Raw genomic sequence first — 24,354 nt, forward strand, 5'->3', positions numbered from 1 at the left:
CCCCCCCCCCCCCCCCTCCCGGTGCCGTCCCACCCGGGGTGCGCGCTCGCCGTCGGGCACGACCGACCGGCGGACGAGACGCTGCCGGCGTACCTGGGTACTACTTCGCGGACTGCGGTACTACCTCGGCGGACTGCGGTTCTTCCTCGCGAACTGCGGTACGGGGAGGACTACTCGCGGGGCTCGCGCGCGGTGAGGACGACCGGGCCGTCGGGCGTGATGGCGATGGTGTGCTCGCTGTGGGCGCCGCGCGAGCCGTCGGCGGAGCGCAGGGTCCAGCCGTCGGGGTCGGTGAAGATCTCGTCGGTCGTCTCGAGGAACCACGGCTCGATCGCGATGACGAGGCCGGGCTTGAGGGGGAAACCGCGCTTGCGGCGGCCGTCGTTGGGCACGTGAGGCTCGCCGTGCATGGTGCGGCCGACGCCGTGACCGCCGAAGTCGGTGTTGATCGTGTACCCCGCGGCGTGCCCGACGTCGGCGATCGCGGCGGAGATGTCGCCGACCTTCTTGCCGACCTGCGCGGCGGCGATCCCGGCCTCGAGCGCGCGCTCGGTCGCCTCGATGAGCTTCGCGTCGGCCTCGCCGAGCGCGCCCGCGCGGGGAGTCCCGACGACGAACGACACGGCGGAGTCCGACACCCAGCCGTCGACCGAGGCGGCGAAGTCGATGCTCAGCAGGTCGCCGTCGCGCAGCGCGTAGTCGTGGGGGAGGCCGTGCAGGACGGCGTCGTTGACGGACGTGCAGATGACCTTGCCGAAGGGGCTGGCGCCGAACGACGGGTGGTAGTCGATGTAGCAGGACTCCGCCCCGCGCTCGCGGATCATGCGGTGCGCGACCTCGTCGAGCTCGAGCAGGTTGGTGCCCACCTTCGCCGCGGCGCGGACCGTCGTGAGGACGTCGGCGACGAACCGCCCCGCGGGTCGCATCTGCTCGATCTCCCGCGGTGTGCGCAGCTCGATCATGGTGGTCCTTCCGGTCGGGTCTCGGGTGCCCGTCGCGGCGTCGCCGGCTCCGGGCCGGCCGTCCGTCGCCGGCGTGGGCGGTCCCCACGATATCCGGCCGGGGCGGACGTGGGGGAGGCGGGGCGCCGGACGTCGCGGCGCAAGCGCTTGCAGCCCGGCGGCGCGGTCCCTCGCGCGGGGCCGTCGGGGAGGGCAGAATCTCCCCTCGTGGCAGGCATCGACGACGTCGCGAGGGCCGCCGGGGTGTCCACGGCGACGGTCTCGCGCGCCCTGCGGGGCCTGCCGAACGTGTCGGAGCCGACGCGTCGTCGGGTCGCCGCGGAGGCGGCGCGGCTCGGCTACGTGCCGTCGCCGTCGGCGGCGTCCCTCGCGACGGGGCGCACGCGCACCATCGGGCTCCTCACGCCGTGGGTGAACCGGTGGTTCTTCGCCAACGTCATCGAGGGGGCGGAGCGGGCGCTGCGCGACGTGGGCTACGACGTGCTGCTGCACACGTTCGTCGTGCGGCGGGACGAGCCGCGCCGCCGGGTGGACCCGAACGTGCTGCGGCACCGTGTGGACGGCACGCTCGTCGTGGGCCTGCCGCTCGACGACGCGGAGGTGCGCGCGCTCGTCGGGCTCGACCGGCCGCTGGCGTTCGTGGGCTCCGGCCCGTCGGACCAGGTGACGGTGCGGCTCGACGACGTCGCGACCGGGCGGACGGCGACACGGCACCTGCTGGACCTGGGCCACCGCGTCGTCGGGCACGTCACGGGGGCGCCGGACGTCGTGTCGTCGTGGTCGCCGCCGGCGGAGCGGTCGCTCGGGTACGCGCTCGCGCTGCAGGAGGCGGGGGTGGCCGTCGACCCGGATCTGGAGGTCAACGGCGACTTCGACGTGGCCGGGGGGCGGGTGTCCGCGACGGAGCTGCTGCGTCGGCGCCCGGACGTCACGGCGGTGTTCGCGGCGTCGGACGAGATGGCGATGGGGGTGCTGCTCGCGGCGCGCGACCTGGGGCTGCGGGTCCCGCAGGACCTGTCGGTGGTCGGGGTCGACGGGCACGACCTGGGCGAGGTGGTGGGGCTGACGACGGTGGCGCAGGACGCCTACGGGCAGGGGTCGGACGCGGCCGTGCTGCTGCTGGAGATGATCGAGGGGGCGCCGGTGCCGTCGAGCCTGACGTACCCGACCGAGCTCGTGCTGCGAAGGTCGACGGCGCCGCTCGCCGCGCGCGGGTGACTCAGGCGTGGGAGCGTGGTCACCGCGGTCGCCCTCCCGTGGGTCCGTGTGACGGAATCGTTACGCAAACGCCGTCCCGGCGTGCTTGCGAAGGGCCGATGCAACCGCTTGCATGGACGGTAGGGCGAGAGCGTACCCGCGCTCGCGACGTCGCGACGCGCCCGGCCGACCAGGCCGAGGGTCGTGACGTCCGCACTCACGACGAGGTGGAGGGTTGACATGACCAGCAGCACGATCACCCGCGCGACACGTCGCCGGGCCTTCGCGGTCGCGGCGAGCGGGGCGAGCCTCGCGCTCGTCCTCACCGCGTGCGGCGGGAGCGGCGGGAGCGACGACGAGCAGACCACCGCCGAGGTGGACTGCGCCGACTTCGAGCAGTACGGCGACCTCGAGGGCACCACCGTCTCGGTGTACTCGACCATCGTCGACACCGAGGCCGAGCAGCAGGAAGCCTCCTACGACCCGTTCGAGGAGTGCACCGGCGCCACGATCGAGTACGAGGGCTCCAAGGAGTTCGAGGCCCAGCTCCCCGTGCGCATCCAGTCCGGCAGCGCGCCCGACATCGCCTACCTGCCGCAGCCCGGCCTCCTGCGCCGCATCGTCGCCGACTTCCCCGACGCGATCCTCCCCGTCGGCGACGCCGCCGCCGCCAACGTCGACGAGTACTACACCGAGTCCTGGAAGGAGTACGGCACCGTCGACGGCACGCTGTACGCCACGCCGCTCGGTGCCAACGTCAAGTCGTTCGTCTGGTACTCGCCCGCCATGTTCGAGGACGCCGGCTACGAGATCCCCACCACGTGGGACGAGATGATCGAGCTCTCCGACCAGATCGTCGCCGACAACCCCGACGGCGACGTCAAGCCTTGGTGCGCCGGCATCGCCTCCGGCGAGGCCACCGGCTGGCCCGCGACCGACTGGATGGAGGACGTCGTCCTGCGCACCGCCGGGCCCGAGGTCTACGACCAGTGGGTCAACCACGAGATCCCGTTCAACGACCCGCAGATCGCCGAGGCGCTCGGCACCGTCGGCGACGTGCTGAAGAACGAGGACTTCGTCAACGGCGGCCTCGGCGACGTCAGCACCATCGCCACCACCGAGTTCACCGAGGGCGGCTACCCGATCATCGACGGCCTGTGCTACATGCACCGCCAGGCCACGTTCTACCAGGCCAACTGGACCACCCTCGACGACTCGCTCGTCGTCGCCGAGGACGGCGACGTGTGGGCCTTCTACCTCCCCGGCGAGAGCGCCGAGGGCGAGAAGCCGCTGCTCGGCGGCGGCGAGTTCGTCGCCGCGTTCGCCGACCGCCCCGAGGTCCAGGCGTTCCACGCCTACCTGTCCAGCCCCGAGTGGTCCAACGCCAAGGCCAGCGTCACCCCCCAGGGCTGGATCAGCGCCAACAACGGTCTCGACCCCGAGCTCCTGCAGTCCCCCATGGACCAGCAGGCGTACGAGCTCCTCACCGACGAGAGCTACACCTTCCGCTTCGACGGATCCGACATGATGCCCGCCGCCGTCGGCGCCGGGTCGTTCTGGTCCGAGATGACCGAGTGGATCGCGAGCGACAAGGCCGACGAGGCCGTCCTCGACGCCATCGAGGCGTCCTGGCCGTCGTCCTGACCAGGCGCTGACAGGCGCTGACAGGCGCTGACAGGCGCTGACCCGGGACCACCCGGGTCCGGACCGGTGCCCGACGCCGCGGGGTCACCCCGCGGCGTCGGGCACCGGTCCCGCGCCCCACCCCGGCCCAGCCCGGGAACCCGCGGTCCCACCCCAGGAGCTCTCACATGGAATGGCTGCTCGAACCCAGCGGCCCCGGCGGCAAGTTCGCGGTCATGATCGTCGCGATCCTGCTGTTCGTGGTCGTCATGGGCCTCATCCTCTTCCTCGTCGACCGGCCCAAGCGCGTCCCCGGCTGGGTCGTCGCCGTCGCGTTTGCCGGCCCCGCCGTCGTCATGCTCGCGTTCGGGCTGCTGTACCCCGGGCTGCGTACCATCCGCGACTCGTTCTACAACCGCACCGGCACCGCCTTCGTCGGCCTCGACAACTACGTCACCGCGTTCACGCGCGACGAGTTCCAGATCGTCCTCCGCAACACCGCCGTCTGGGTCATCGTCGTCCCCGTCGTCTCGACGCTCCTCGGCCTCGTCTACGCCGTCGTCGTCGACCGGTCCCGCTTCGAGAAGTTCGCCAAGACGCTCATCTTCCTGCCCATGGCGATCTCCATGGTCGGTGCCGGCATCATCTGGAAGTTCATGTACGAGTACAAGCCCGAGAGCCGGCCCCAGATCGGCCTGCTCAACCAGGTGCTCGTCTGGCTCGGGCTCGAACCCCAGCAGTTCCTCCTCGACGCACCCGCCAACACCTTCTACCTCATCCTCGTGATGATCTGGATCCAGGCCGGGTTCGCCATGACCATCCTCGCCGCAGCCATCCGCGCCATCCCCGACGACGTCGTCGAGGCCGCCCGGCTCGACGGCGTCGGCGGCATGCGCATGTTCCGCTACATCACCGTGCCGAGCATCCGACCCGCCCTCGTCGTCGTCCTCACCACCATCGCCATCGGCACCCTCAAGGTCTTCGACATCGTCCGCACCATGACCGGCGGCCGCTTCGAGACCTCCGTCGTCGCCAACGAGTTCTACACCCAGGCCCTGCGCCAAGGAGAGCAAGGGCTCGGCGCCGCGCTCGCCGTCATCCTGTTCGTCCTCGTCATCCCGATCATCGTGTACAACGTGCGGCAGCTGAAGCAGGCGGAGGAGATCCGATGAGCACCCCCGTCCCCGCCTCCCTGCCCGACGCCCCCCTCGTCGACGAGACCCGCGAAGAAGGAAGCGGGAAGGGAGCCCTCAAGTCCCTCGACGCCCGCGCCGGCAAAGCCCGCCGCAAGCTCTCCTCCCGGCCCGCGTCGATCATCGCGATCGTCCTCGCCGTCCTGTGGACCATCCCCACCTTCGGGCTCCTCGTCACGTCCTTCAGGCCCGCCCGGGAGATCCGCGGCTCCGGCTGGTGGACCGCCCTCACCGACCCCGAGTTCACCACCGAGAACTACACCGACGCGCTCTTCGGCGGCTCCACCAGCTTCGCCACCTACTTCGTCAACTCCATCGTCATCACCCTCCCCGCCGTCGTCATCCCCATCACGCTCGCCCTGCTCGCCGCCTACGCCTTCGCCTGGGTGAGCTTCCCCGGACGCAACCTGCTGTTCGTCGCCGTGTTCGCGCTCCAGGTCATCCCCATCCAGGTCACCCTCGTGCCCCTGCTCACCCAGTACGTCGACTGGGGCATCGACGGGTCCTTCTGGCCCGTGTGGCTCTCCCACTCGATCTTCGCGCTGCCCCTCGCGATCTTCCTGCTCCACAACTTCATGAAGGACATCCCGCGCGAGCTCGTCGAAGCCGCCCGCGTCGACGGCGCCGGGCACGTGAAGATCTTCTTCCAGGTCCTCATGCCGCTCCTCGTCCCCGCCATCGCCGCGTTCGGGATCTTCCAGTTCCTGTGGGTGTGGAACGACCTCCTCGTCGCCCTGACCTTCGGGTCCGCGAAGGACGTCGCCCCGCTCACCGTGCGGCTCGCCGAGCTCAGCGGCTCCCGCGGCGCGAGCTGGCACCTCCTGCCCGCCGGCGCGTTCATTTCGATGATCGTGCCCGTGATCGTGTTCCTCGCGCTGCAGCGATACTTCGTGCGCGGGCTGCTCGCGGGGTCGGTCAAGGGCTGAGGCGTCGTCTCCGCGGTTTCGGGGCGCCCGGTGATCTTCCGGGGGCGGGTTTCGCGGTGGTTCCCGGGCGGCGCGCGCGGTCTTCCATCCGGCCGCTCGTGCCTCGCGGCCTCCCGCCAGACCCGCCACGACCGCGCGCGCCGCCCGGGAACCACCGCTCGTCCGTCCGGTCGCCTCTCGTCCGCGCTGAGGCGAGGGCTGACCCAGGAGCGGGCGTTCCGCGTGATCGTGCCGTGGCCGACGGCGCGGGTGCGGCGGTCGTAGAGTCGTCCGGTGCCCGTCCGACCTGCTGCCGCGCTCGACCGGGTGCCCGTTCCGGCGCTGTTCGTCGTGTCCGGGCTCACCCAGTATCTCGGGGCGGCGATCGCCGTCGGGTTGTTCGCCGTGGCAGGAGCCGTCGAGGTCGGGTGGCTGCGCATCGCGGCGTCGGCCCTGCTGCTGCTCGCGTGGCGGCGGCCGTGGCGCCGGCGTTGGACGGTGCGCGCGCTCGGGTGGGTCGCGGTGTTCGGGGTGGCGCTCGCGACGATGAACCTCGCGTTCTACGTCGCCATCGACCACCTGCCGCTCGGCACGGCGGTCGCGATCGAGTTCCTCGGGCCCGTCGCCGTCGCCGCCGTGACCGGGCGCGGCTGGCGCGAGCGCGGCGCGATCGGCGTCGCCGCGACCGGGGTCGTGCTCCTCGCCGGGGTCACGCTCGACTCCGGCCTCCCGCGCGAGGACGCCGTCGTCGGGCTCGCGGCCATCCTCGTCGCGGCCGCCTGCTGGGCCGTCTACATCGTGCTCGGCCGCCGGGTCGCCGTCGCAGGCTCGGGCGTCACGTCCCTGTCCGTCGCGATGACGCTCGGGGCGCTCGTGCTCGCCCCGTTCGTCGCCCCGACGGCGGGCGCCGTGCTGGGCGACTGGCGGTACGCACTCGCCGTCGCGGCCGTCGCCCTCTTCTCGTCCGTCGTGCCCTACGCGCTCGAACAGGTCGTCCTGCAGCGGGTCAGCGCCGCGACGTTCTCCGTGCTCCTCGCCCTGCTCCCCGCGACCGCCGCCGTGGTCGGCGCCGTCGTGCTGCGCCAGGTGCCCACCTGGCCCGAGCTCGTCGGGCTGCTCCTCGTGTCCGGCGCCATCGCGATGACCGCGGCGCGCGGCCGCCCGGGTGACCCCGCGCCCGGGTGACGTGGCCGACCACGAGACTGCTCGCCGTCGAGCACGAGATCGAGGACGTCACGAGGCCCAGAACGACGGCAACCTCGTGGTCGGCGGAGCTGCGGAGCGGTCAGAGGTACTGGCCCGGGGACGGGCGCCCGTCGTGCTCGTCGCCCCGCTGGCCCGGGCCGCCCGGCATCTGACCCGGACCGCCGGGGCCGACGGGGATCGTGCCCGGAGGCAGGGCCTTGCGCATCTGCGAGAGCTGGGACTGCGCGGCCATCTGCTGCGCGACCAGCGCCGTCTGGATCCCGTGGAACAGCCCCTCCAACCAGCCCACGAGCTGCGCCTGCGCGACCCGCAGCTCCGCGTCGGTCGGCACCGTGTCGTCCGTGAACGGCAGGGTGATGCGGTGCAGCTCCGCGACGAGGTCGGGCGACAGGCCCTCCTCCAGCTCCGTGAGCGAACGCTCGTGGATCTCCGCGAGCCGCGACCGGGCCGCCTCGTCCAACGGCGCGTCGCGGACCTCCTCCAGGAGCTTCTTGATCATGCCCCCGATCCGCATGACCTTGGCGGGCTCCTCGATGACGGTCGCCGGGTTGCGGTCCGGGTCCGCCGCGTCGTCGCTCTCGACGACGCTCACCCCCACCCCGCCCGGCGTCACGACCGTGACGCGCTCCGGCGCGTCGTCGGGCTGCGCGGTCTCGTCGCTCGTCTCGTCGGGACGCGGGTCCGGGGTGTCGTCTGCCATGGGGCCAGTCTTACGCGGACCGCCCACGCACGCAGCGGCCCGGTCGCTCAGGGCAGGAGCAGGACCTTCCCGAACACGTCCCCGGAGTCGAGGAGCTCGTGCGCGCGTGCCGCCTCGTCCAGCCCGAGCCGCGCGTGCACGACCGGTCGCACCCGCCCGTCCTCCACCATCGGCCACACGTGCGTCAGGACCTCGTGGACGATCCGGGCCTTCTCGTGCGCGGGGCGCGACCGCAGCGTCGTGCCGGCCACGGTGGCGCGCCGCGCGAGCAGCCGACCCAGGTCGAGCTCGGCCCGTGCGCCCTTCTGCATCCCGATGACGACGAGCCGCCCGCCGGTCGCGAGCGCCCGCAGGTTCCGGTCGAGGTACGCCGCGCCCACGACGTCGAGCACGACGTCCGCGCCGCGCCCTCCCGAGGCCTCCCGGACCGCGGCCACGAAGTCCTCCTCGCGGTGGTCGACGGCGAGGCTCGCCCCGAGCGCGAGGCACCGGTCCGCGCGCTCCCGGCCCCCGGCGGTCACGGCCACGTGGGCGCCGAGCGCCGCCCCCACCTGCACCGCGACCGTGCCGACGCCGCCCGAGCCCCCGTGCACGAGGAGCCACTCGCCCGCGGCCAGGCGGCCGACGTCGACGAGGTTGCTCCACACCGTGCACGCCGCCTCGGGGAGCGCCGCCGCCTCGACCAGGCCCACGCCGTCGGGCACGGGGAGCACCTGCGTCGCGCGCACGCGGACCTGCTCGGCGTAGCCGCCCCCGTCGAGGAGGGCGACGACCCGGTCGCCGGCCGACCAGCCGACGACGTCGTCCCCCACGCGCGCCACGGTCCCCGAGACCTCGAGGCCGGGCCAGTCCGGCGCACCCGGCGGAGGCGGGTACGACCCCGCGCGTTGCAGCAGGTCAGCGCGGTTGACGCCCGCCGCGGCCACCTGGACGACGACCTCGCCGGGGCCAGGGGTCTGGTCAGGGAGCGTGGAAACCGTTAGTTTCTCAGGGCCACCGGGGGCCGATATCGTGACGCCTCGCACACCGACGAGACTACGTGCGCGCCGACGCGGGCGCCGGTCCCGACCGGTGGTGCGGTGCCGAGGGTCCCGAGGCGGGACGGACCCGGACGGATTAGGCGTCCGGGGCGAGTGCACCGATAGTTAGTACGCACGACCGGTCGGGGTGGCCCGCGCACCTGCGCGATGTCCGCCGGCGGACCGGGTGGACCAGGGTGATGGAGGCAGGTTCGTATGCTCCGCAGGTTGAGCGTTCGCGGGAAGATCCTTGCGGCCCTCGCCGTGCCCGTCCTCGTCCTCTTCCTCGCCGCAGCCGTGATCTCCGGGCAGGCGATCGCGGCCGCGCGCACCGCGTCCCAGACGAGCGCGCTCACCGAGGTGCTCGCGGCGCAGGACGCCGCCGGGACCGAGTTCGCGGCCGAGCGGGCCCTCGCGATCATGGACTCCAACCGCGTCGAGGGTGCCAACGAGCAGATGCTCGCGCAGCGCGACAAGACGAACGCGGCGCTCGACAGGCGAGACGCCGCGCTGCGCGACCTCGACCTGTCGGCGCTCGACCCGCGCGTCGCGACCGCCGTCGATCAGACGCTCCAGGACCGCGAGGCCCTCGACGAGCTGCGCCGCGGTATCGACCGCGGCAGCCACGGCGAGCGCCAGCGGACCGCCCAGTACACCCAGCTCATCGACCAGGCGCTCAACGTGCCGCGCGCGCTCGCCGACACGTCGACCGACCGAACGCTCGCCCAGTACGTCGACGTCTACGTCACCCTCGACGAGCTGCTGGCCCAGCAGGCGCTCGAGCTCCCGATCGTCGGCGGCGTCATCACGGCGGCGCAGGCCGGGCAGCAGAACGAGAACGACACCCAGCGCGCCGCCATCCTCATGACGACCGGCGACTCCCTGGCCGACCAGGCGCGCGCCGAGCTGCGCGCGCTGCCCGACTCCGGGCTCGCGCTGGCGCCGCCGGACACCCTGTACAGCCAGGTGCGCGCCAACGTGTCCGGCTCGCGGCCGCAGTCGATCACCCCCACGGCGGCCGCCGACTGGGAGTCCGCGTCCACGGAGGACCGTGCGCAGACCACGCCGGTCCGCGACGAGGTGCGCGCCGCGACGACGACGCAGGCGTCCGAGCTCGCGAGCGCGGCCACGACGCGCGCCGTCCTGACGATCATCGCGACCGTCGCCGCCGTCGTCCTGTCGATCATCGTCGCGGGCCTCATCGCCCGCGCGATCGTCAACCCGCTGCGCCGCCTGACCGCGGCGGCCGAGGACGTGCGGGACCAGCTCCCGCGGCTCGTCGAGCAGGTGGCCGTCCCGGGGCAGGGCCCCGCGCTCGACCTCGCCCCGATCACCGTGGAGTCGACGGACGAGGTCGGTCACCTCGCCACCGCGTTCAACGACGTGAACTCCACGACCGTCAAGGTCGCCCGGGAGCAGGCCGCGCTGCGTGGCTCCATCGCGGAGATGTTCGTCAACGTCGCCCGCCGCGACCAGGTGCTCCTCAACCGCCAGCTCGCGTTCCTCGACGACCTCGAGCGGTCCGAGGAGGACCCGGGGACGCTGTCGAACCTCTTCCGCCTCGACCACCTCGCGACCCGTATGCGCCGCAACGCCGAGTCGCTCCTCGTGCTCGCGGGCATCGACTCGGGTCGTCGCGTGCGCCAGCCCATGCCGGCGTCCGACGTCATCCGTACGGCGTCGTCCGAGATCGAGCTGTACGACCGCGTGCGGCTCAACCTCGTCGTCGACCCGCTCATGCTCGGGCACAACGCGCTGAACGCCGCCCACCTGCTCGCCGAGCTCCTCGAGAACGCGACGATGTTCTCCGAGCCGCACACTCCCGTCGAGGTCACGACGGGTCGTGACGAGCACGCCGTCCACGTCGTCGTGCGCGACCACGGCCTCGGGATGACGCCCGAGGAGATCGCGGACGCGAACCGCAAGGTCACCTCGCACGCCGCGTCCGACGTCGTCGGTGCGCAGCGCCTCGGCCTGTTCGTCGTCGGCCGCCTCGCCGACCGCCTGGGCGCCAAGGTCCGGTACGCGTCCGCGCCGGACGACAACGGCACCGAGGTGACGGTGTCGTTCCCCGCGGTGCTGTTCGTCCCGGACTCGAACGTCCCGCTGCCGCAGCCGACCGACCCGCTGGAGAGCTCGACCCAGGTCGCCGCCCAGCAGTTCACGGGCACGGCGGCGCTCCCCGCCGTCGAGCCCGAGCACAGCACGTGGGCGCCCTCGGCCTCGGTGTCGACCTCGTCGCAGGCCGTCGTCGAGCCGGAGGCCCCCGAGGCCGTGCCGGTCGACCTCGCCGCGCTCACGGACGGCACGACGCAGACGGGCATGCCCCGGCGTCGGTCCCGCACCGTCGACCCGTCCGCGTCCGCACCGAGCGCCTCGCTCGCCTCCGGGCCCCAGACCGGCGCGATCGTCCTTCCGCCCCTCGCGACCCCTGCCCTCCCGGACGAGCTCCCGGCGGGGGACGAGGCGTGGACGCCGCCCGCCGAGGTCGCCCAGGGTCGTGCGCTGCCGAGCCGCTCGCGCGCCGCGGCCACGCCGGTCGAGCCGACGTCGGCCGAGATCCCGGTGCTCGACGTGAGCACCCGCAGCGCGCTCTTCTCCAGCTTCCGACCCGTGGGCGACCGGGACGCCGCGGACAACCCCGTCGAGCTCCAGGCAGCGCCCGAGGTCACGGCGACCGACATCCCGGTCGTGGACACGTCGACCGACGCCGTGCAGCCTGTCGGCGACGCGGTGTGGACCGTCCCCGACGAGCCGCAGGAGCAGCCGTGGGAGCCGCAGGCCGCCCCGGTGCCCGACGCCGCGTGGGAGCCGCAGCCCGCGCCGTCCCAGGAGTCGTGGGAGCCGCAGCCGACGGGCCAGTCGGCCGCGGAGCAGCCCGAGCCGGTGGCGACGGAGGGCGCGTGGTCCCCGCAGTTCGCGCCCGAGCCCGGTGCACCGCTGCTCGGTGGGCGCGCGGACGAGACGCGTGTCGTCCCCGCAGTGCCGACCGCACCGGACCCGGCCGACGATGCCACGGCCGCCCGTGCGCCGATCGCGTCGCACGACGCGGTCCCCGAGGTCGCACAGGCCCGGGACGCCGCCCCGGTAACCGCCGACGAGGTGCCCGCCGAGCTGACCTTCGAGGCGCTGCCGCGCTTCGAGGAGCTGATGGCCGACCTCCCCACCCGGAGGTCCCTGCGGGAGAGCCAGGCCCGCAAGCGCGGCATCTTCGGCCGCCGTTCGCGGAGCACGACGGCGCGGCCCGAGACCGCGGCGCGTCCGGCGGTGCCCGGTACGGGCACGGGTGTCGAGCGCCCGACGTACGCCGGTGCCACGTCCGGCCCTGCGTCGTCCGGCCCCGCGTCGTCCGGCACTGCGTCCGCCGGTCCTGCCCCTGCCGGTGCGCCCGCGCCGACGCAGGCACCCCCGCTGACGCTCACTCCGACCGAGCCGGAGCCCGCTCGTGGCCCGGTCCGGGCATCGGCCTTCGCGGCCCCCGCCGTCGAGCAGCCGTCGGTGTCGTCGTTCGCTCCCGCCGCGGGGCCGTCGTCCGAGCAGGCCCCGAGCGGCTACGCTCCTCCTGCCTCTCACCCCGAGCCGATCGCGTACGCCGAGCCGGCCGCGTACGCCGAGCCCGCCTATGTCGAGCCGGCCGCGTACACGGAGCCGGCCCCCGCGGCTGACGCGGGGTCGTACGGCGCGCCGACGCCCCTGGTGCGTCGGCAGGTGCCGGAGGCGCTGGAGCCGCTCGACCCGGGCTACATCAGCGACTCGGTCGAGGCGCGGTCCGACTGGATGGCGTCGGCGGTCCTGTACGAGGAGATGTCCACCCTGCTGCGGGGCAGCACCGAGTTCCAGGAAGAGACGTTGGCCGACCCGAACGACGGTGTGTACCAGCCCCTCAAGGTCGAGTCGGCCGCGGACACGGGCCTGACCCGACGGTCGCGCGGCGGTGCGGGCGACGGCTACGTCGACCGCTTCACGGCGAGCATCGACCGTGACCCGGAGCAGCTGCGTGCGCGTCTCTCGGCCTTCCAGTCGGCGACCGCGCGCGGTCGTGTCGAGGGTCAGGATGTGACCGGTTCGACGTGGGACACCCAGAACGTGGATTATGTCCCTGATTCAGCGCCGCAGGCGCGGTGACGACGTGCCGTCTGCGGCAACTGACGAGGAGGAAGAGTGAACGCGCTCAGCACCGAGGCCACGAATTTCGGGTGGCTGCTCGACAACTTCGTGCGCACGGTCCCGGGGAGCCGGCACACGCTCGTGGTGTCGGCCGACGGCCTGCTCATGGCGATGTCGGACCAGCTGGACCGCACCAGCGGTGACCAGCTCGCCGCGATCGTCTCGGGCATGTCGAGCCTGACCCGGGGTGCGGCCCGCCAGCTCAACGGCGGCAACGTGCGCCAGGCCATCATCGAGATGGACAACGGCTTCCTGTTCCTCATGAACGTGTCGAACGGGTCGGTCCTCGGCGTCGTGGCCGAGGCGAACTGCGACATCGGCCTGATCGGCTACGAGATGGCGCTGCTGGTCTCTCGCACCGAGGCGACCCTGACGCCGCAGCTCATCTCGGAGATGCGGGGTAGCCTCCCCGTTGACGGTGCAACCCGAGCCCCCGTGGGATGAGGTCTGATCGATGACGAACGTACCTTTCGGCACAGCGCACGGCGACGGCTACGAGGCGGCGACGGTGCGCCCGTACGCCGTGACCGGCGGGCGCGTGCGGTCGGCCACGTCGGACCTCCCGCTCGAGGCGCTCGTCGAGGTCATGCCGGGCGCGGTGAACAGCTACGGCCTCCCGCCGGAGAAGCGTTCGATCCTGCAGCACGCCGCGCACACGTACGTCTCGATCGCGGAGCTGTCCGCGCTCCTGCGCCTGCCCCTCGGGGTGACGAAGGTGCTCGTGGCGGACCTGCAGGAGGACAACTACGTCACCGTGCACACGTCGACCCCGCTCAACGTCCACACGGGGCACGGAAGCAACCACTCGGGCCTGTCCCTGAGCGTTCTGGAGAGTGTTCTCAATGGCATTTCCACCCTCTGACGGTTCCGGCACGGCGCCGCAGCCGCACGGAGGTCCGTCGTGGGCGCCCGTCGGTGGGCCGTCTGCGGTGACGTCCCCCCCGGTGGGCTCGACGGTCGCTCCGCAGGTGGCCCCGGCCGCCGCGGGTGCGCCGCGGCAGCAGCCCGCGGGGCCGCAGGCGTCGGCGCAGCCGCAGGCGTCCGCCCAGCCGCAGGCGTCCGCCCAGCCGCCAGCCGGTCACCCCACGCCCACCGCGCAGCACCAGGGCGCTCCGGCGACGGCGCCGCAGGCCACGGCTGCACCGCAGGGTGCGTCCGTGACCGTGGCACCCCAGCCGCAGACCGCGCCGCAGCCCGCCGCTCCGCGGCAGGCCGCCACGCCGCCGCAGGCCGCGACCCCGCCGCAGGCCGGCGGGGCGCCCGTCGAGCGCCGGACCGCGCCGACGGTCGTGAAGATCGTCGTGGCCGGTGGCTTCGCGGTCGGCAAGACGACGTTCATCGGGTCGATCTCCGACGTGGAGCCCCTCAACACCGAGGCCGCGATGACGGAGCACTCGGTGGGCGTCGACGACGCGGGCGGCGTGACCGACCGCAAGACGACCACGACGGTCGCGATGGACTTCGGTCGCGTCTCGCTCGCGGGCAACCTCCTGCTCTACCTGTTCGGCACGCCGGGTCAGGACCGCTTCCTGTTCATGTGGGACGACCTGGTGCGCGGTGCAATCGGCGCGGTCGTCCTCGTCGACACGGACCGCCTGGAGCAGTGCTTCCCCGCGATCGACTACTTCGAGTCGCGCAACATCCCGTTCGTCGTGGGCGTGAACTGCTTCGACGGCGTGGCCAAGCACAAGCTGGAGGACGTGCGCGAGGCGCTGCAGATCCCGGCGCACGTGCCGATGCTCTACACGGACGCGCGCTCGCGCGCCGCGACGAAGCAGACGCTCATCGCGCTCGTGCAGCTCGCGATGCGCCAGCTGCGCGGCGCGGCCTGACGACGGGCCGCACGCACCGCCGCTCGGCGGGTCACCTCCCGAGGTGGCCCGCCGTCGTCGTGCACGGAGCGGGCGTGCCAGAATGGCACGCCGGGCGCGAGCCCGAGGAGGGCTGACAGAGCGGCCTAATGTGACGGTCTTGAAAACCGTTGTGCGGCAACGCACCGGGGGTTCGAATCCCTCGCCCTCCGCCGTGCCCCGACGCCCGGTGCGTGCCCTCGAGCGCGCACCGGGCGTCGTCGTCCAGCACGCGCGCGGGGAACGGTGTCCCGGGCCGAGCGACGCGGGACCTTCGGCGCGTGCCGACCGGCGAGACGTGCGGGATCATGACCGGGTGACGACCGAGCCCCCCGAACCGGTGCGTGCCGCGCCGGACGAGTCCGCGCTCGAACCCGTCGAGCTGATCCGTCGCTCCGGAGCGGTGCTGCGGATCGGGCGCCTCGCGCTGTCGGCCGGCACGGGCAGCTACCGGGTGAAGTCGCACATGTGGCGCGTGGGGCGTGCGCTGGGACTGGACCGGGTGGCGGCCCACGTGACGCTGACGGAGATCACGGCGACGTCGCACCGCGGACCGATCTTCCGCACGGAGCTCACGGAGGTGCGTGCGGTCGGGATCAACGCGGACCGCCTGAACGAGCTGGAGCGCTTCGCCGCGTCCCTGCCCACGTCGGCGCGCCTCGACGACGTCGAGGCGGGACTCGAGCGCATCGCGTCGCGCCCGCCCCTCTACGGGCCGGTCCTCAATGCGCTCTGGGCGGGCCTGGCGTGCGCGGCGTTCGCGTTCCTCAACAACGGCGGCTGGGTGGAGTGCGGCGCGGTGCTCGTGGCGGCGGCGCTCGGTCAGGGGGTGCGCCGGGCGATGCTGCACCGCGGGATCAACCAGTTCGGCGTGACGATGCTCGCGGCGGCCGTGGCGAGCCTCACGTACCTGGGGCTGGTCGTCGCGCTCTCGTCGCTCGCCGGGGTCGACGGGAGCCACGAGGCGGGGTACGTGTCGGCGGTGCTGTTCCTCGTGCCGGGCTTCGCGCTCGTCACGGGGGCGCTGGACCTCGCGAAGCTCGACTTCTCGGCCGGGGTGGCGCGGCTGACGTACGCCCTCATGGTCCTCGCGTCGGCGGCGCTGGCCGTGTGGGGCGTGTCCGCCGTGGCGGGTCTCGCCCCGGACCCGGTCCCGCCGCCGGTGATCGCGGAGCCCGCGCTGGTGCTGCTGCGCGCCCTCGCGAGCTTCCTCGGCGTGCTCGGCTTCGCGCTCATGTTCAACAGCCCGTGGACCATGGCGCTGGGCGCGGCGGGCATCGGCACGGTCGCGAACGTGGGGCGGCTCGCCCTGGTCGACGGGGGAGCGGTGCCCCAGGCGGCGGCCGCAGCCGCGGCGCTGCTCGTCGGGCTGCTGGCCGCCGTGGTCGCCCCGGCGCTGCGGGTGCCGCGCATCACCGTCTCGGTGCCGGCCGTCGTCATCATGGTCCCGGGCGTGACGGCCTACCGGGCGGTCTACGAGTTCAACACCGGGGCGACCACGCAGGCGCTCGCCTACGCGGTGGAGACGGGCCTCGTCGTCGTCGCGCTGGCGATCGGCCTGGCGGTCGCGCGCATGCTCACGGACCCGCGGTGGACGTTCGAACGCTAGGCCGACGGCGCCCGGGCAGCTCCTCGTGCGCGCGCCGCGGGCGCGGTTTGGTCGTGCGCGGGTGCCGCCGGTACCCTGGGCGACGCGGGTGCTGTCCCGGGCGATCAGGTGGCCCGGGGACCGGTCCCGCGAGGAGACGTCGCATAGTCAGGTCTAGTGCGCCACCCTGCTAAGGTGGTAACGGGGCAACCCGTTCGAGGGTTCAAATCCCTCCGTCTCCGCCAGGAAGGCTCCGGCTGCATCTCGCCCGGGGCCTTTTCTGTTGCCCGCAGACGCTTGGCGGGCGTTCACGCCGTCCCGGTGGTGGCGAGCGCGCCCCGCACGACGAACCTCGACGCCCCCGCACCGGCGAGCACCAGCGTCGACGCCGCGGCGACGCACGCGAGGAACTGGGCCACCACCGCGACGTTCGTGAAGGCGCCGAACCCGATGACCGGTGCCATGAACATCAGGGCGGCGACGGTCGCGACCCCGACGCTCGCCACGAGGGGGACGAGCGTCTCGCGGAACCGTGCCTGGTCGAGCGTGCGGAGGTCGGTGCCCGCGAGGACGAGGGCGCGGTACTCGTGGCGCTGGTCGACGACGCGCCCGGCCTGCATGACGCCCGTCGAGACGGCGGCGAGCACCCCGGCGATGGCGAGCGTGAGGAAGCCTCCCGTGCTGAGGTCGGTGAGGTACTGGCGCTCGGCCGGGTCCGCGCCGACGCCGGGGTCGAGGAGCGCGAAGATGCTGGTCAGGCCCGCGACGAAGGTCGCGAGCGCGACGCCTCCGACGGACCGCCAGGCGGAGCGGGGGCTGTCGACGACGCGGCGCGCGGCGAGCAGCGTCGCGACGTGCCGCGCGCGTCGTGCGGTGATGCGTCCGACGACCCACAGCACGAACGGTCCGACGACGTTGAGCGTCGCGAACCCGACGACGAGGACCGCGGTGAGGACCGTGACGACGACGGCCGGCGAGCCGAGGGAGACGTTGGTCGCGACGAGGAGCGCGGCGAACGCGACGCCCGTCGTGAGGAGCCGTGCCGCGCGCAGGCCGGGCGGGGTGACGCGGGCGGCGACGCCGAGCGGGGTGATCGCGACGCGGCGCAGGCTTGCGAGGGCGGACACGAGCGCGACGACGACGACGAGCGCCACCGCGCCGAGCACGGCGGGGACACCGACCCACAGCTCGCCGATCTCGAACGGACGCCCCTGGAACCGCAGCCGGGCGACGAGCGGCAGGAGGAGCCCGTACCCGGCGACCCCGGCGAGCGCTCCCACGACGGCCTGGGCCGCGGCGTCGAGCACGGTGAGGGTGGTGACCTGGCGGGGCGTGGCACCCGCGAGGCGCAGAGAGGCGAGGCGCGCGTCCCGGCGGGCGACGGCGAGGCGGGCCGCCGCGCCGCCGAGCGTGACGAGCGGGACGAGGAGCAGCAGGCTCGCGATCCCCGCGAGGAACGGGTACTGCGCGTCGTAGGGCGTGACGCCCTCGAAGCCCGCCCGCACGCCCTCGACCCCGCCCGCCCGGGCGAGGAACGCCCCGAACCCGCCGACGACGACGAGCAGGACGGCGGTCGTCGTGGCGAAGGCGACGACGGCGAGGGCGGTCGTGAGGGCGCGGGGGTCGCGGTCGTCGGTGCTGCGTCGCCGCAGGAGCCACCACAGGTCGACGGTCGTCATCGGGCGCCCTCCGGACCAGGGACCGTGACCCCGGCGCCGGGTGCGTGGAACTCCCCGGAGACGAGCCCGTCGCGCATCGTCACGGTGCGCGAGCAGTGCCGCGCGACGCCGGCGTCGTGGGTGACGACGACGAGCGCGGCCCCGGAGGCGCGCGTGGCCCCGACGAGGACGTCGAGCACCTCGGCCCCGGTCGTCTGGTCGAGGGCGCCGGTGGGCTCGTCGGCGAAGACGACCCCGGGCGAGGCGACGAGCGCCCGGGCGATCGCGACGCGCTGCGCCTGCCCGCCGGACAGCTCGCCGGGGCGGCGCTGGTCCATGCCGGCGAGGCCGAGGTGGGCGAGCCAGCGCGCCGCGACGGCGGTCGCCTCGGCGCGCGGGGTGCCGGCGAGCATGAGGGGCAGGGCGGCGTTCTCGACGGCGGGGAGCTCGGGCAGGAGCTGGCCGGACTGGAACACGAAGCCGAAGTCCTCGCGGCGCAGCACGGTGCGGCGCGTCTCGGAGAGCGTGGTGAGGTCCTGCCCGCGCCACGTCACGGTCCCGGACGTCGGGGTGACGATCCCGGCGAGGCAGTGCAGCAGCGTGGTCTTGCCGGAGCCGGACGGGCCCATGATCGCCACGGACTCGCCGGGGTGGACGGCGAGGCTCACGCCGGCGAGGGCGTGGGTCGTGGCGTGCGCGGTGCCGTAGACCTTCGTGAGGCCGTGGGCGACGAGGGGTGGTCCGACGGCGGGTCGGGGGGCTGTGGGCGTCATGCGTCGATCGTGCGTCGCCGGGCCGGGCCGGCGCGTCCGGCCGTGGTGCGGTCCTCGCCGGGGCGCCCTCCACCCGGGGGCGGACGGGGGTGTGCGACGCCGGGCGGAGGCCGGGTGCGTCCGTGGCGTCGGTCACGTGCGGGCCCTGGGGGGCGGATCGGATTGGGAATCGCCGCGCGGACACGGTAGTCTTCTCGACGGCCGGTGAGCGATCAACGGCCCAGCACGACCGGCGCCCGTAGCTCAACGGATAGAGCATCTGACTACGGATCAGAAGGTTGGGGGTTCGAATCCCTCCGGGCGCACCGCACGACGAGGCCCCGGGACCACATGGTCCCGGGGTCTCGTCGTTTCCCGCACGGGACGGCCGTCCGGCCGCCGTCGTGCGTGCCGTCGTGCGTGCCGTCGTGCCGGTGGCGACCTGCCGTCGTGGAAGCCGGGTTCTCACGATGGGAGACGACCGGTCGCACTGTGATCGAATCGATACCTGACCCGGATGATCCGCAGCCTGCTGCGGATCATCGCGGCCTCTGCGGCACGGATTCGTCATCGATCGGGCATCGGAGGGTGCGCTTCCGTGGGCATTGTGCCTAGGGTCGGTCACGGTATGGACCCGACGACGACGAACGCCGCGCCCTCCGTCCCTTCGACCCTGAGCACCGACGGTGCCGTGCCCGACCCCCCGGTCGGGCCACCCGTCCGCGTGCGCCGCCCGACGGTGGCGGACGGATCGGCCATGTGGCGGGTCGCGCGCGACTCGGGCGAGCTCGACCTCAACTCCTCCTACGCCTACCTGCTCCTGGCGGAGCACTTCGCGGACACGTGCCGCGTCGCGGTCGTCCCCGACGCGGACGCCGTGGGTGGGGAGCGTGTCGTCGGGTTCGTGTCCGGCTACCGGCTCCCCGACGACGTCGCGCACCTGTTCGTGTGGCAGGTCGCCGTCGACGCGGCCGTGCGCGGGCAGGGCGTCGCCGGGCGACTGCTCGACGCGCTCGTGGACGCCGCGCCCGACGTGACGACCGTGAAGACGACCGTCGCGGAGGACAACGTCGCGTCGCGCGCGCTGTTCGTCCGCTGGGCGGCCCGTCGCGGGGCGACCATCGAGACGGCGCCGCTGTTCACGGCCGACCACTTCCCCGACTCCCACGTGGACGAGCCGATGCTCGTCATCGACGGCATCCGTCCACGCTGACCCGAGACCACGGGCTGCGCCGGTCCGGCGCGCGGGTGACGCCGCAGCCCTCGTCCGACTCCTCGCACCCGTGCGCACCACCACAAGGAGTGCTCCTTCGTGACAACCCCGACCCTCCCGACGACCGACGCGCACGCCGCCGAGGACCCGACGGCCTTCACCGCCCTGGAGTCCGGGGTGCGCAGCTACTCGCGCGCCTGGCCCGTCGTGTTCGACCGCGCCGTCGGAGCGACCGTCCACGCCGAGGACGGCACCGCCTACCTCGACTTCTTCGCCGGTGCGGGTTCGCTGAACTACGGCCACAACAACCCGCGCCTGAAGAAGGTGCTGCTGGACTACCTCGCGGACGACCGCATGGTCCACTCGCTCGACATGCTGACGACGGCGCGCCGCGACTTCCTCGAGACGTTCGAGTCGACGATCCTGCGCCCGCGCGGTCTCGACCACAAGGTCGTGTTCCCCGGCCCGGGCGGTGCGAACGCGGTCGAGGCGGCGCTCAAGCTCGCCCGCAAGGTGACGGGCCGTGAGTCGGTCATCAACTTCACGAACGCGTTCCACGGCATGACGCTCGGTGCGCTGTCCGTGACGGGCAACTCGATGAAGCGCGGCGGGGCGGGCATCCCGCTGGTCCACGCCACGCCGATGCCGTACGACGACTACTTCAACGGCGACGTCGACGACTTCGTCTACCTGGAGCGGCTGCTCGAGGACGGCGGCAGCGGGCTCAACGAGCCGGCCGCCGTGATCGTCGAGTCGGTGCAGGGCGAGGGTGGCATCAACGCGGCGCGCGCCGAGTGGCTGCGTCACCTCGCGGAGCTGTGCACGCGCCACGGGATCCTGCTCATCGTCGACGACATCCAGATGGGCTGCGGCCGCACGGGCGGGTTCTTCTCGTTCGAGGAGGCCGGGATCGTCCCGGACATCATCTGCCTCTCGAAGTCCATCTCGGGCTACGGGCTGCCGATGGCTCTGACGCTGGTGCGCCCCGAGCTGGACATCTGGGAGCCGGGAGAGCACAACGGCACGTTCCGCGGCTTCGCGCCCGCGTTCGCCACGGCGACGGAGGCGATCCGCGCCTACTGGTCCGACGACACGCTGGAGCGGTCCACGCTCGCGAAGGGTGCGCTCGTCGAGTCCCACTTCAACTCGCTCGTGGCGCGCTACCCGGACCACGGCCTGATCTCGAAGGGCCGCGGTCTCGCGCGCGGGCTGCAGCTGCCCGACGGCGAGCTGGCCGGCCGGGTGTGCGAGGAGGCGTTCGCGCGGGGTCTGCTCATGGAGACGTCGGGCCCCGACGGCGAGGTCGTCAAGCTGCTGCCGCCGCTGACGATCACGGAGGACGAGCTGCGCCGGGGGCTCGCGATCATCGACGCGTCGCTGGCCGCCGTCCTCTCCTGACCCGCCCCTGAACCGACCCTGGAGGTCCGCCCATGATCGTCCGCACCCTCGACGAGATCACCGACACCGACGCCGACGTCCGGAGCGAGAACTGGCGCAGCAAGCGCATCGTCCTCGCGAAGGAGGGCGTCGGGTTCTCGGTGCACGAGACCACGCTGTACGCGGGCACGGAGAGTTTCTTCTGGTACGCCAACCACGTGGAGGCGGTGTTCATCACGTCCGGCGAGGGCGAGATCGAGGACCTCGCCACGGGTGAGGTGCACCAGCTCGCGCCGGGCACGCTGTACCTGCTGAACGACCACGACAAGCACACGGTGCGCCCGCGGACGGACATCACGTGCGTGTGCGTGTTCAACCCGCCGGTCACGGGTCGTGAGGTCCACGACGAGAACGGGGTGTACCCGCTCGTCATGGAGGAGCCCGCCGCGGTCTGACCGCTCGGACCGTCCCGCCGAACCCCGGGTTGCTCGTCAGGTACGCGGCCGCGTGCCGGGCAACCCGGGGTTCGGCGCGTGCGGACGCGGACCGCTTTCAGCACGACCGTGCTATTGTCGCGTCCGTGAGCAAGGGCGAGGAGACGCGGCAGGAGATCCTGCACCGCGGCGTCGAGGCGGCGTACCGCGTCGGGCTGTCCGGTCTGACGATCGGCGAGCTCGCGCGCGCGACGGGCCTGTCGAAGAGCGGCCTGTACGCGCACTTCCGCTCCAAGGAGTCCCTGCAGCTCGCGGTCCTCGGGCAGGCGCGCGAGGAGTTCGTCGACACGGTCGTCGGCCCGGCCCTGCGCGCCCCGCGCGGCGAGCCGCGCCTGCGCGACCTGTTCGAGCGGTGGCTCGCGTGCGACCTGCGGCAGCACCCCGGCGGATGCCTGTTCGTCAAGGCCGCGACGGAGCTCGCGGCGCAGGACGGCCCGGTGCGCGACCAGCTCGTCCGGGACCACCAGGACCTCTACGACGCCGTGGCGCAGGTGTTCCGCACGTGCGTCGCCGAGGGCGGGTACCGGGACGACGTGGACCCGCAGCAGTTCGCGTCCGAGCTCTACGGCGTCATGCTCGCGCTGCACCACGCGCACGTGCTCATGGCCGACCCGGAGGCCGAGCGTCGCGCGCGCCGGTCGTTCGAGGCCCTGCTCGACGCCGCGCGCACCGCACCCGTCCCGGCGGCCTGACGGCTCGCACGTCATCCCAGGCCCCCGCTCCCGTCTTCGTCTTCGTCTTCGACCCGTCGAGAGGATCGTCCCGTGGCAGACGCACCCGCCAGGAAAAGCACGACCGTTCGTGCTGCTGACCGTCGCCGTGCGGCACGGCGCCGCCGCGCCGCCGTCGCGCTCGCCGTCGTCCGTGGTCGCCTCGCGCTGCTGCAGCGCGTCGCCCCCGAGCGTGCCGCGCGGTACGCGCTCGACCTGTGGTGCACCCCGCCCGACGGCGCGGGCCGCCGTCGCGACGTCCGCCCCGACCCGGGGACCCTGGGGACCGTGACGACGGCGGACGGCGCACGCGTCGTCGTCGAGACCTGGGGGCCGGCGACCGCCGGGCCCGGTGAGGTCGCCGACCGTGGCGCGCGAGGGGAGGGGCGTCCGGTCTACCTCGTGCACGGTTGGGGCGGGCGCCGCGGCCAGCTGGGGGCGTTCGTCGGGCCGCTGCGCGAGGCAGGCTTCCGGGTCGTCGCGTTCGACGCGCCGAGCCACGGGGACTCCGGGCCCGGACGGCTCGGCCCCCGGCGCAGCACGATGCCCGAGATGGCGGACGCGCTCGCCGCCGTCGTCGCCGCGCACGGCGAGCCCGCCGCTGTCGTCGCGCACTCCCTCGGGACCGCGACGACCGTCCTCGCCGTCCGCGACGGGCTGCCCGCCGCCCGCCTCGTCCTCGTCGCCGCCATCGCCGACGTCGTCGGTCAGCTCGGTGCCTTCGCCGACCTGCTGCGCCTCGACGAGCGCACCCGCGGGCTGCTGTCCGCGCGCCTCGCCGCGCTGGCGGGCCGACCGCTCGTCGAGCTCGACGTCCGCGAGACGCTGCGCTCCCACCCGGTCCCGCCCGCGCTCGTCGTGCACGACCGCGCCGACAAGGAGGTGCCGTACGCCGTCGGGGCGGCGCTCGCCGGGGCGTGGCCGGAGGGCGAGCTGCTCACGACTGACGGGCTCGGGCACCACCGGCTCCTGCGCGACCCGCAGGTCGTGCGCGCCGTCGTCGACTACGTGACGCCCGTGCGGACGGTCGCCGCGGAGGTGCCGGCGTCGTAGCGTGCCCTCATGGCCGCCGACGCCCACGACAAGGTCGACCTCAAGCACCTCCACCGCGCCCTCTACGCCCCGCCGCGCGGTCGCTTCGTCGAGGTCGACGTCCCGACGCTGACCTACCTCGCGGTCGACGGGGAGGGCGACCCGAACACGGCGACGTCGTACCGGGAGGCCGTCGAGACGCTCTTCGGGCTGTCGTACGCCGTGAAGTTCGCGAGCCGGCGCGAGCTCGGGCGGGACTACGTCGTCGCGCCGCTCGAAGGGCTGTGGACGGCCGACGACCCGGGGACGTTCGTGCGGCGCGAGAAGGACGCGTGGCGGTGGACCATGCTCGTGCTGCTCCCGGACTGGGTCGACGCCGCGCTCGTCGCGGACGTCACCGGGACCGTGCGCGACACGAAGGACCTGCCCGCCCTCGACCGCGTCGAGCGTCGCACGCTCGTCGAGGGGCGGTCGGTCCAGACGCTGCACGTGGGCTCGTACGACGACGAGGGACCCGTGCTCGCCGCGCTCCACGACGTCTACCTGCCCGAGCACGGCCTGACGTTCGCCGGGCCGCACCACGAGATCTACCTGGGCGACCCGCGCCGCACCGCGCCCGAGCGGCTGCGCACCGTCCTGCGTCAGCCCGTCCGTCCGGTCTGAGCGGGACATGCCGAACCCCGGGTTCCTCGTCAGCCGACGTCTCGG

The 24,354-nt window shown here is 73.6% G+C and carries 21 protein-coding genes and 3 tRNA genes; 19 read left to right on the forward strand and 5 right to left on the reverse strand.

What is annotated here, in order from left to right:
* Positions 1-170: 170 nt before the first annotated feature.
* On the reverse strand, positions 171-962 hold the full coding sequence (gene map / locus LGQ04_RS00565; RefSeq protein ID WP_229241538.1) for a type I methionyl aminopeptidase: 792 nt from the start codon (positions 960-962) through the stop codon (positions 171-173).
* A 207-nt stretch (positions 963-1,169) separates the two neighbouring features.
* Between map and LGQ04_RS00570 the strand changes: the two genes are divergently transcribed.
* From LGQ04_RS00570 to LGQ04_RS00590, 5 genes are all read left to right on the forward strand, one after another.
* Positions 1,170-2,180: a LacI family DNA-binding transcriptional regulator gene (locus LGQ04_RS00570; protein ID WP_229241539.1), complete on the forward strand. Its 1,011-nt coding sequence runs from the start codon at positions 1,170-1,172 to the stop codon at positions 2,178-2,180.
* 219 nt (positions 2,181-2,399) lie between these two features.
* Complete coding sequence (locus tag LGQ04_RS00575) at positions 2,400-3,803, forward strand: ABC transporter substrate-binding protein (protein WP_229241540.1); 1,404 nt, start codon at positions 2,400-2,402, stop codon at positions 3,801-3,803.
* 167 nt (positions 3,804-3,970) lie between these two features.
* On the forward strand, positions 3,971-4,954 hold the full coding sequence (locus LGQ04_RS00580) for a carbohydrate ABC transporter permease (RefSeq protein WP_229241541.1): 984 nt from the start codon (positions 3,971-3,973) through the stop codon (positions 4,952-4,954).
* A complete protein-coding gene (locus LGQ04_RS00585) occupies positions 4,951-5,901 on the forward strand; it encodes a carbohydrate ABC transporter permease (protein WP_229241542.1) in 951 nt (316 codons plus the stop codon). Before LGQ04_RS00580 ends, LGQ04_RS00585 begins: the two co-directional genes overlap by 4 nt.
* A gap of 306 nt (positions 5,902-6,207) precedes the next feature.
* A complete protein-coding gene (locus tag LGQ04_RS00590) occupies positions 6,208-7,065 on the forward strand; it encodes an EamA family transporter (protein ID WP_229242352.1) in 858 nt (285 codons plus the stop codon).
* 100 nt (positions 7,066-7,165) lie between these two features.
* Here the strand turns inward: LGQ04_RS00590 and LGQ04_RS00595 are convergent, their stop codons facing one another.
* Together LGQ04_RS00595 and LGQ04_RS00600 are read right to left on the reverse strand one after the other, a co-directional pair.
* Positions 7,166-7,786 (reverse strand): bacterial proteasome activator family protein, encoded by a 621-nt coding sequence (locus LGQ04_RS00595; protein WP_229241543.1) that lies wholly within the window; start codon positions 7,784-7,786, stop codon positions 7,166-7,168.
* A gap of 47 nt (positions 7,787-7,833) precedes the next feature.
* Positions 7,834-8,925, reverse strand: a complete 1,092-nt coding sequence (locus LGQ04_RS00600; protein WP_308016316.1) for an NAD(P)H-quinone oxidoreductase — start codon at positions 8,923-8,925, stop codon at positions 7,834-7,836.
* Between the two features lie 108 nt (positions 8,926-9,033).
* Between LGQ04_RS00600 and LGQ04_RS00605 the strand changes: the two genes are divergently transcribed.
* The 7 genes from LGQ04_RS00605 (at position 9,034) to LGQ04_RS00635 (ending at position 16,655) form a co-directional block, all read left to right on the forward strand.
* Positions 9,034-12,930 carry a sensor histidine kinase gene (locus LGQ04_RS00605; protein ID WP_229241545.1) on the forward strand — a complete coding sequence of 1,299 codons (3,897 nt, stop codon included), beginning with the start codon at positions 9,034-9,036 and terminating at the stop codon, positions 12,928-12,930.
* A 36-nt stretch (positions 12,931-12,966) separates the two neighbouring features.
* The gene (locus tag LGQ04_RS00610) at positions 12,967-13,416 is read left to right on the forward strand and encodes a roadblock/LC7 domain-containing protein (protein ID WP_024839165.1); all 450 of its coding nucleotides are present in this window, start codon (positions 12,967-12,969) and stop codon (positions 13,414-13,416) included.
* Between the two features lie 10 nt (positions 13,417-13,426).
* Positions 13,427-13,834 (forward strand): DUF742 domain-containing protein, encoded by a 408-nt coding sequence (locus LGQ04_RS00615; protein WP_229241546.1) that lies wholly within the window; start codon positions 13,427-13,429, stop codon positions 13,832-13,834.
* Between the two features lie 295 nt (positions 13,835-14,129).
* Positions 14,130-14,804 carry a GTP-binding protein gene (locus tag LGQ04_RS00620; RefSeq protein ID WP_372469859.1) on the forward strand — a complete coding sequence of 225 codons (675 nt, stop codon included), beginning with the start codon at positions 14,130-14,132 and terminating at the stop codon, positions 14,802-14,804.
* 106 nt (positions 14,805-14,910) lie between these two features.
* Positions 14,911-14,995 (forward strand) — tRNA-Ser (locus LGQ04_RS00625).
* 143 nt (positions 14,996-15,138) lie between these two features.
* On the forward strand, positions 15,139-16,431 hold the full coding sequence (locus tag LGQ04_RS00630; RefSeq protein ID WP_229241547.1) for a threonine/serine exporter family protein: 1,293 nt from the start codon (positions 15,139-15,141) through the stop codon (positions 16,429-16,431).
* Positions 16,432-16,563: 132 nt separating this feature from the next.
* Positions 16,564-16,655, forward strand: a tRNA-Ser gene (locus LGQ04_RS00635).
* Between the two features lie 63 nt (positions 16,656-16,718).
* On the opposite strand, the gene LGQ04_RS00640 is transcribed toward LGQ04_RS00635, so the two are convergent.
* Together LGQ04_RS00640 and LGQ04_RS00645 are read right to left on the reverse strand one after the other, a co-directional pair.
* Entirely contained in the window at positions 16,719-18,089 is a 1,371-nt protein-coding gene (locus tag LGQ04_RS00640; protein WP_229241548.1) for an FtsX-like permease family protein, read from the reverse strand.
* Positions 18,086-18,841 carry an ABC transporter ATP-binding protein gene (locus LGQ04_RS00645; RefSeq protein WP_229241549.1) on the reverse strand — a complete coding sequence of 252 codons (756 nt, stop codon included), beginning with the start codon at positions 18,839-18,841 and terminating at the stop codon, positions 18,086-18,088. Before LGQ04_RS00645 ends, LGQ04_RS00640 begins: the two co-directional genes overlap by 4 nt.
* A 232-nt stretch (positions 18,842-19,073) precedes the next feature.
* Between LGQ04_RS00645 and LGQ04_RS00650 the strand changes: the two genes are divergently transcribed.
* The 7 genes from LGQ04_RS00650 (at position 19,074) to LGQ04_RS00680 (ending at position 24,309) form a co-directional block, all read left to right on the forward strand.
* Positions 19,074-19,146: transfer RNA gene (locus LGQ04_RS00650), tRNA-Arg, on the forward strand.
* Positions 19,147-19,511: 365 nt separating this feature from the next.
* Positions 19,512-20,033: a diaminobutyrate acetyltransferase gene (gene ectA, locus LGQ04_RS00655; RefSeq protein WP_229241550.1), complete on the forward strand. Its 522-nt coding sequence runs from the start codon at positions 19,512-19,514 to the stop codon at positions 20,031-20,033.
* A 99-nt stretch (positions 20,034-20,132) separates the two neighbouring features.
* A complete protein-coding gene (ectB, locus tag LGQ04_RS00660; protein WP_229241551.1) occupies positions 20,133-21,431 on the forward strand; it encodes a diaminobutyrate--2-oxoglutarate transaminase in 1,299 nt (432 codons plus the stop codon).
* 32 nt (positions 21,432-21,463) lie between these two features.
* Positions 21,464-21,865 (forward strand): ectoine synthase, encoded by a 402-nt coding sequence (locus tag LGQ04_RS00665; protein WP_229241552.1) that lies wholly within the window; start codon positions 21,464-21,466, stop codon positions 21,863-21,865.
* 125 nt (positions 21,866-21,990) lie between these two features.
* Positions 21,991-22,596: a TetR/AcrR family transcriptional regulator gene (locus tag LGQ04_RS00670; RefSeq protein WP_229241553.1), complete on the forward strand. Its 606-nt coding sequence runs from the start codon at positions 21,991-21,993 to the stop codon at positions 22,594-22,596.
* A gap of 72 nt (positions 22,597-22,668) precedes the next feature.
* Positions 22,669-23,667, forward strand: coding sequence for an alpha/beta hydrolase (locus LGQ04_RS00675; RefSeq protein ID WP_229241554.1), 999 nt, complete (start codon positions 22,669-22,671; stop codon positions 23,665-23,667).
* Between the two features lie 9 nt (positions 23,668-23,676).
* On the forward strand, positions 23,677-24,309 hold the full coding sequence (locus LGQ04_RS00680; protein ID WP_229241555.1) for a GyrI-like domain-containing protein: 633 nt from the start codon (positions 23,677-23,679) through the stop codon (positions 24,307-24,309).
* The last annotated feature ends 45 nt before the right edge of the window (positions 24,310-24,354 follow it).

This window comes from Cellulosimicrobium marinum (assembly GCF_020551945.1).
Classification (GTDB): domain Bacteria; phylum Actinomycetota; class Actinomycetes; order Actinomycetales; family Cellulomonadaceae; genus Cellulosimicrobium; species Cellulosimicrobium marinum.

What these genes read in the sequence shown, in the direction of transcription:
- LGQ04_RS00575 (WP_229241540.1), top strand. Translation starts at nt 2,400, where the DNA reads ATGACCAGCAGCACGATCACCCGCGCGACACGTCGCCGGGCCTTCGCG.
- LGQ04_RS00680 (WP_229241555.1), top strand. Translation starts at nt 23,677, where the DNA reads ATGGCCGCCGACGCCCACGACAAGGTCGACCTCAAGCACCTCCACCGC.
- LGQ04_RS00665 (WP_229241552.1), top strand. Translation starts at nt 21,464, where the DNA reads ATGATCGTCCGCACCCTCGACGAGATCACCGACACCGACGCCGACGTC.
- LGQ04_RS00640 (WP_229241548.1), bottom strand. Translation starts at nt 18,089, where the DNA reads ATGACGACCGTCGACCTGTGGTGGCTCCTGCGGCGACGCAGCACCGAC.
- map (WP_229241538.1), bottom strand. Translation starts at nt 962, where the DNA reads ATGATCGAGCTGCGCACACCGCGGGAGATCGAGCAGATGCGACCCGCG.
- LGQ04_RS00645 (WP_229241549.1), bottom strand. Translation starts at nt 18,841, where the DNA reads ATGACGCCCACAGCCCCCCGACCCGCCGTCGGACCACCCCTCGTCGCC.
- LGQ04_RS00580 (WP_229241541.1), top strand. Translation starts at nt 3,971, where the DNA reads ATGGAATGGCTGCTCGAACCCAGCGGCCCCGGCGGCAAGTTCGCGGTC.
- LGQ04_RS00615 (WP_229241546.1), top strand. Translation starts at nt 13,427, where the DNA reads ATGACGAACGTACCTTTCGGCACAGCGCACGGCGACGGCTACGAGGCG.
- LGQ04_RS00595 (WP_229241543.1), bottom strand. Translation starts at nt 7,786, where the DNA reads ATGGCAGACGACACCCCGGACCCGCGTCCCGACGAGACGAGCGACGAG.
- LGQ04_RS00585 (WP_229241542.1), top strand. Translation starts at nt 4,951, where the DNA reads ATGAGCACCCCCGTCCCCGCCTCCCTGCCCGACGCCCCCCTCGTCGAC.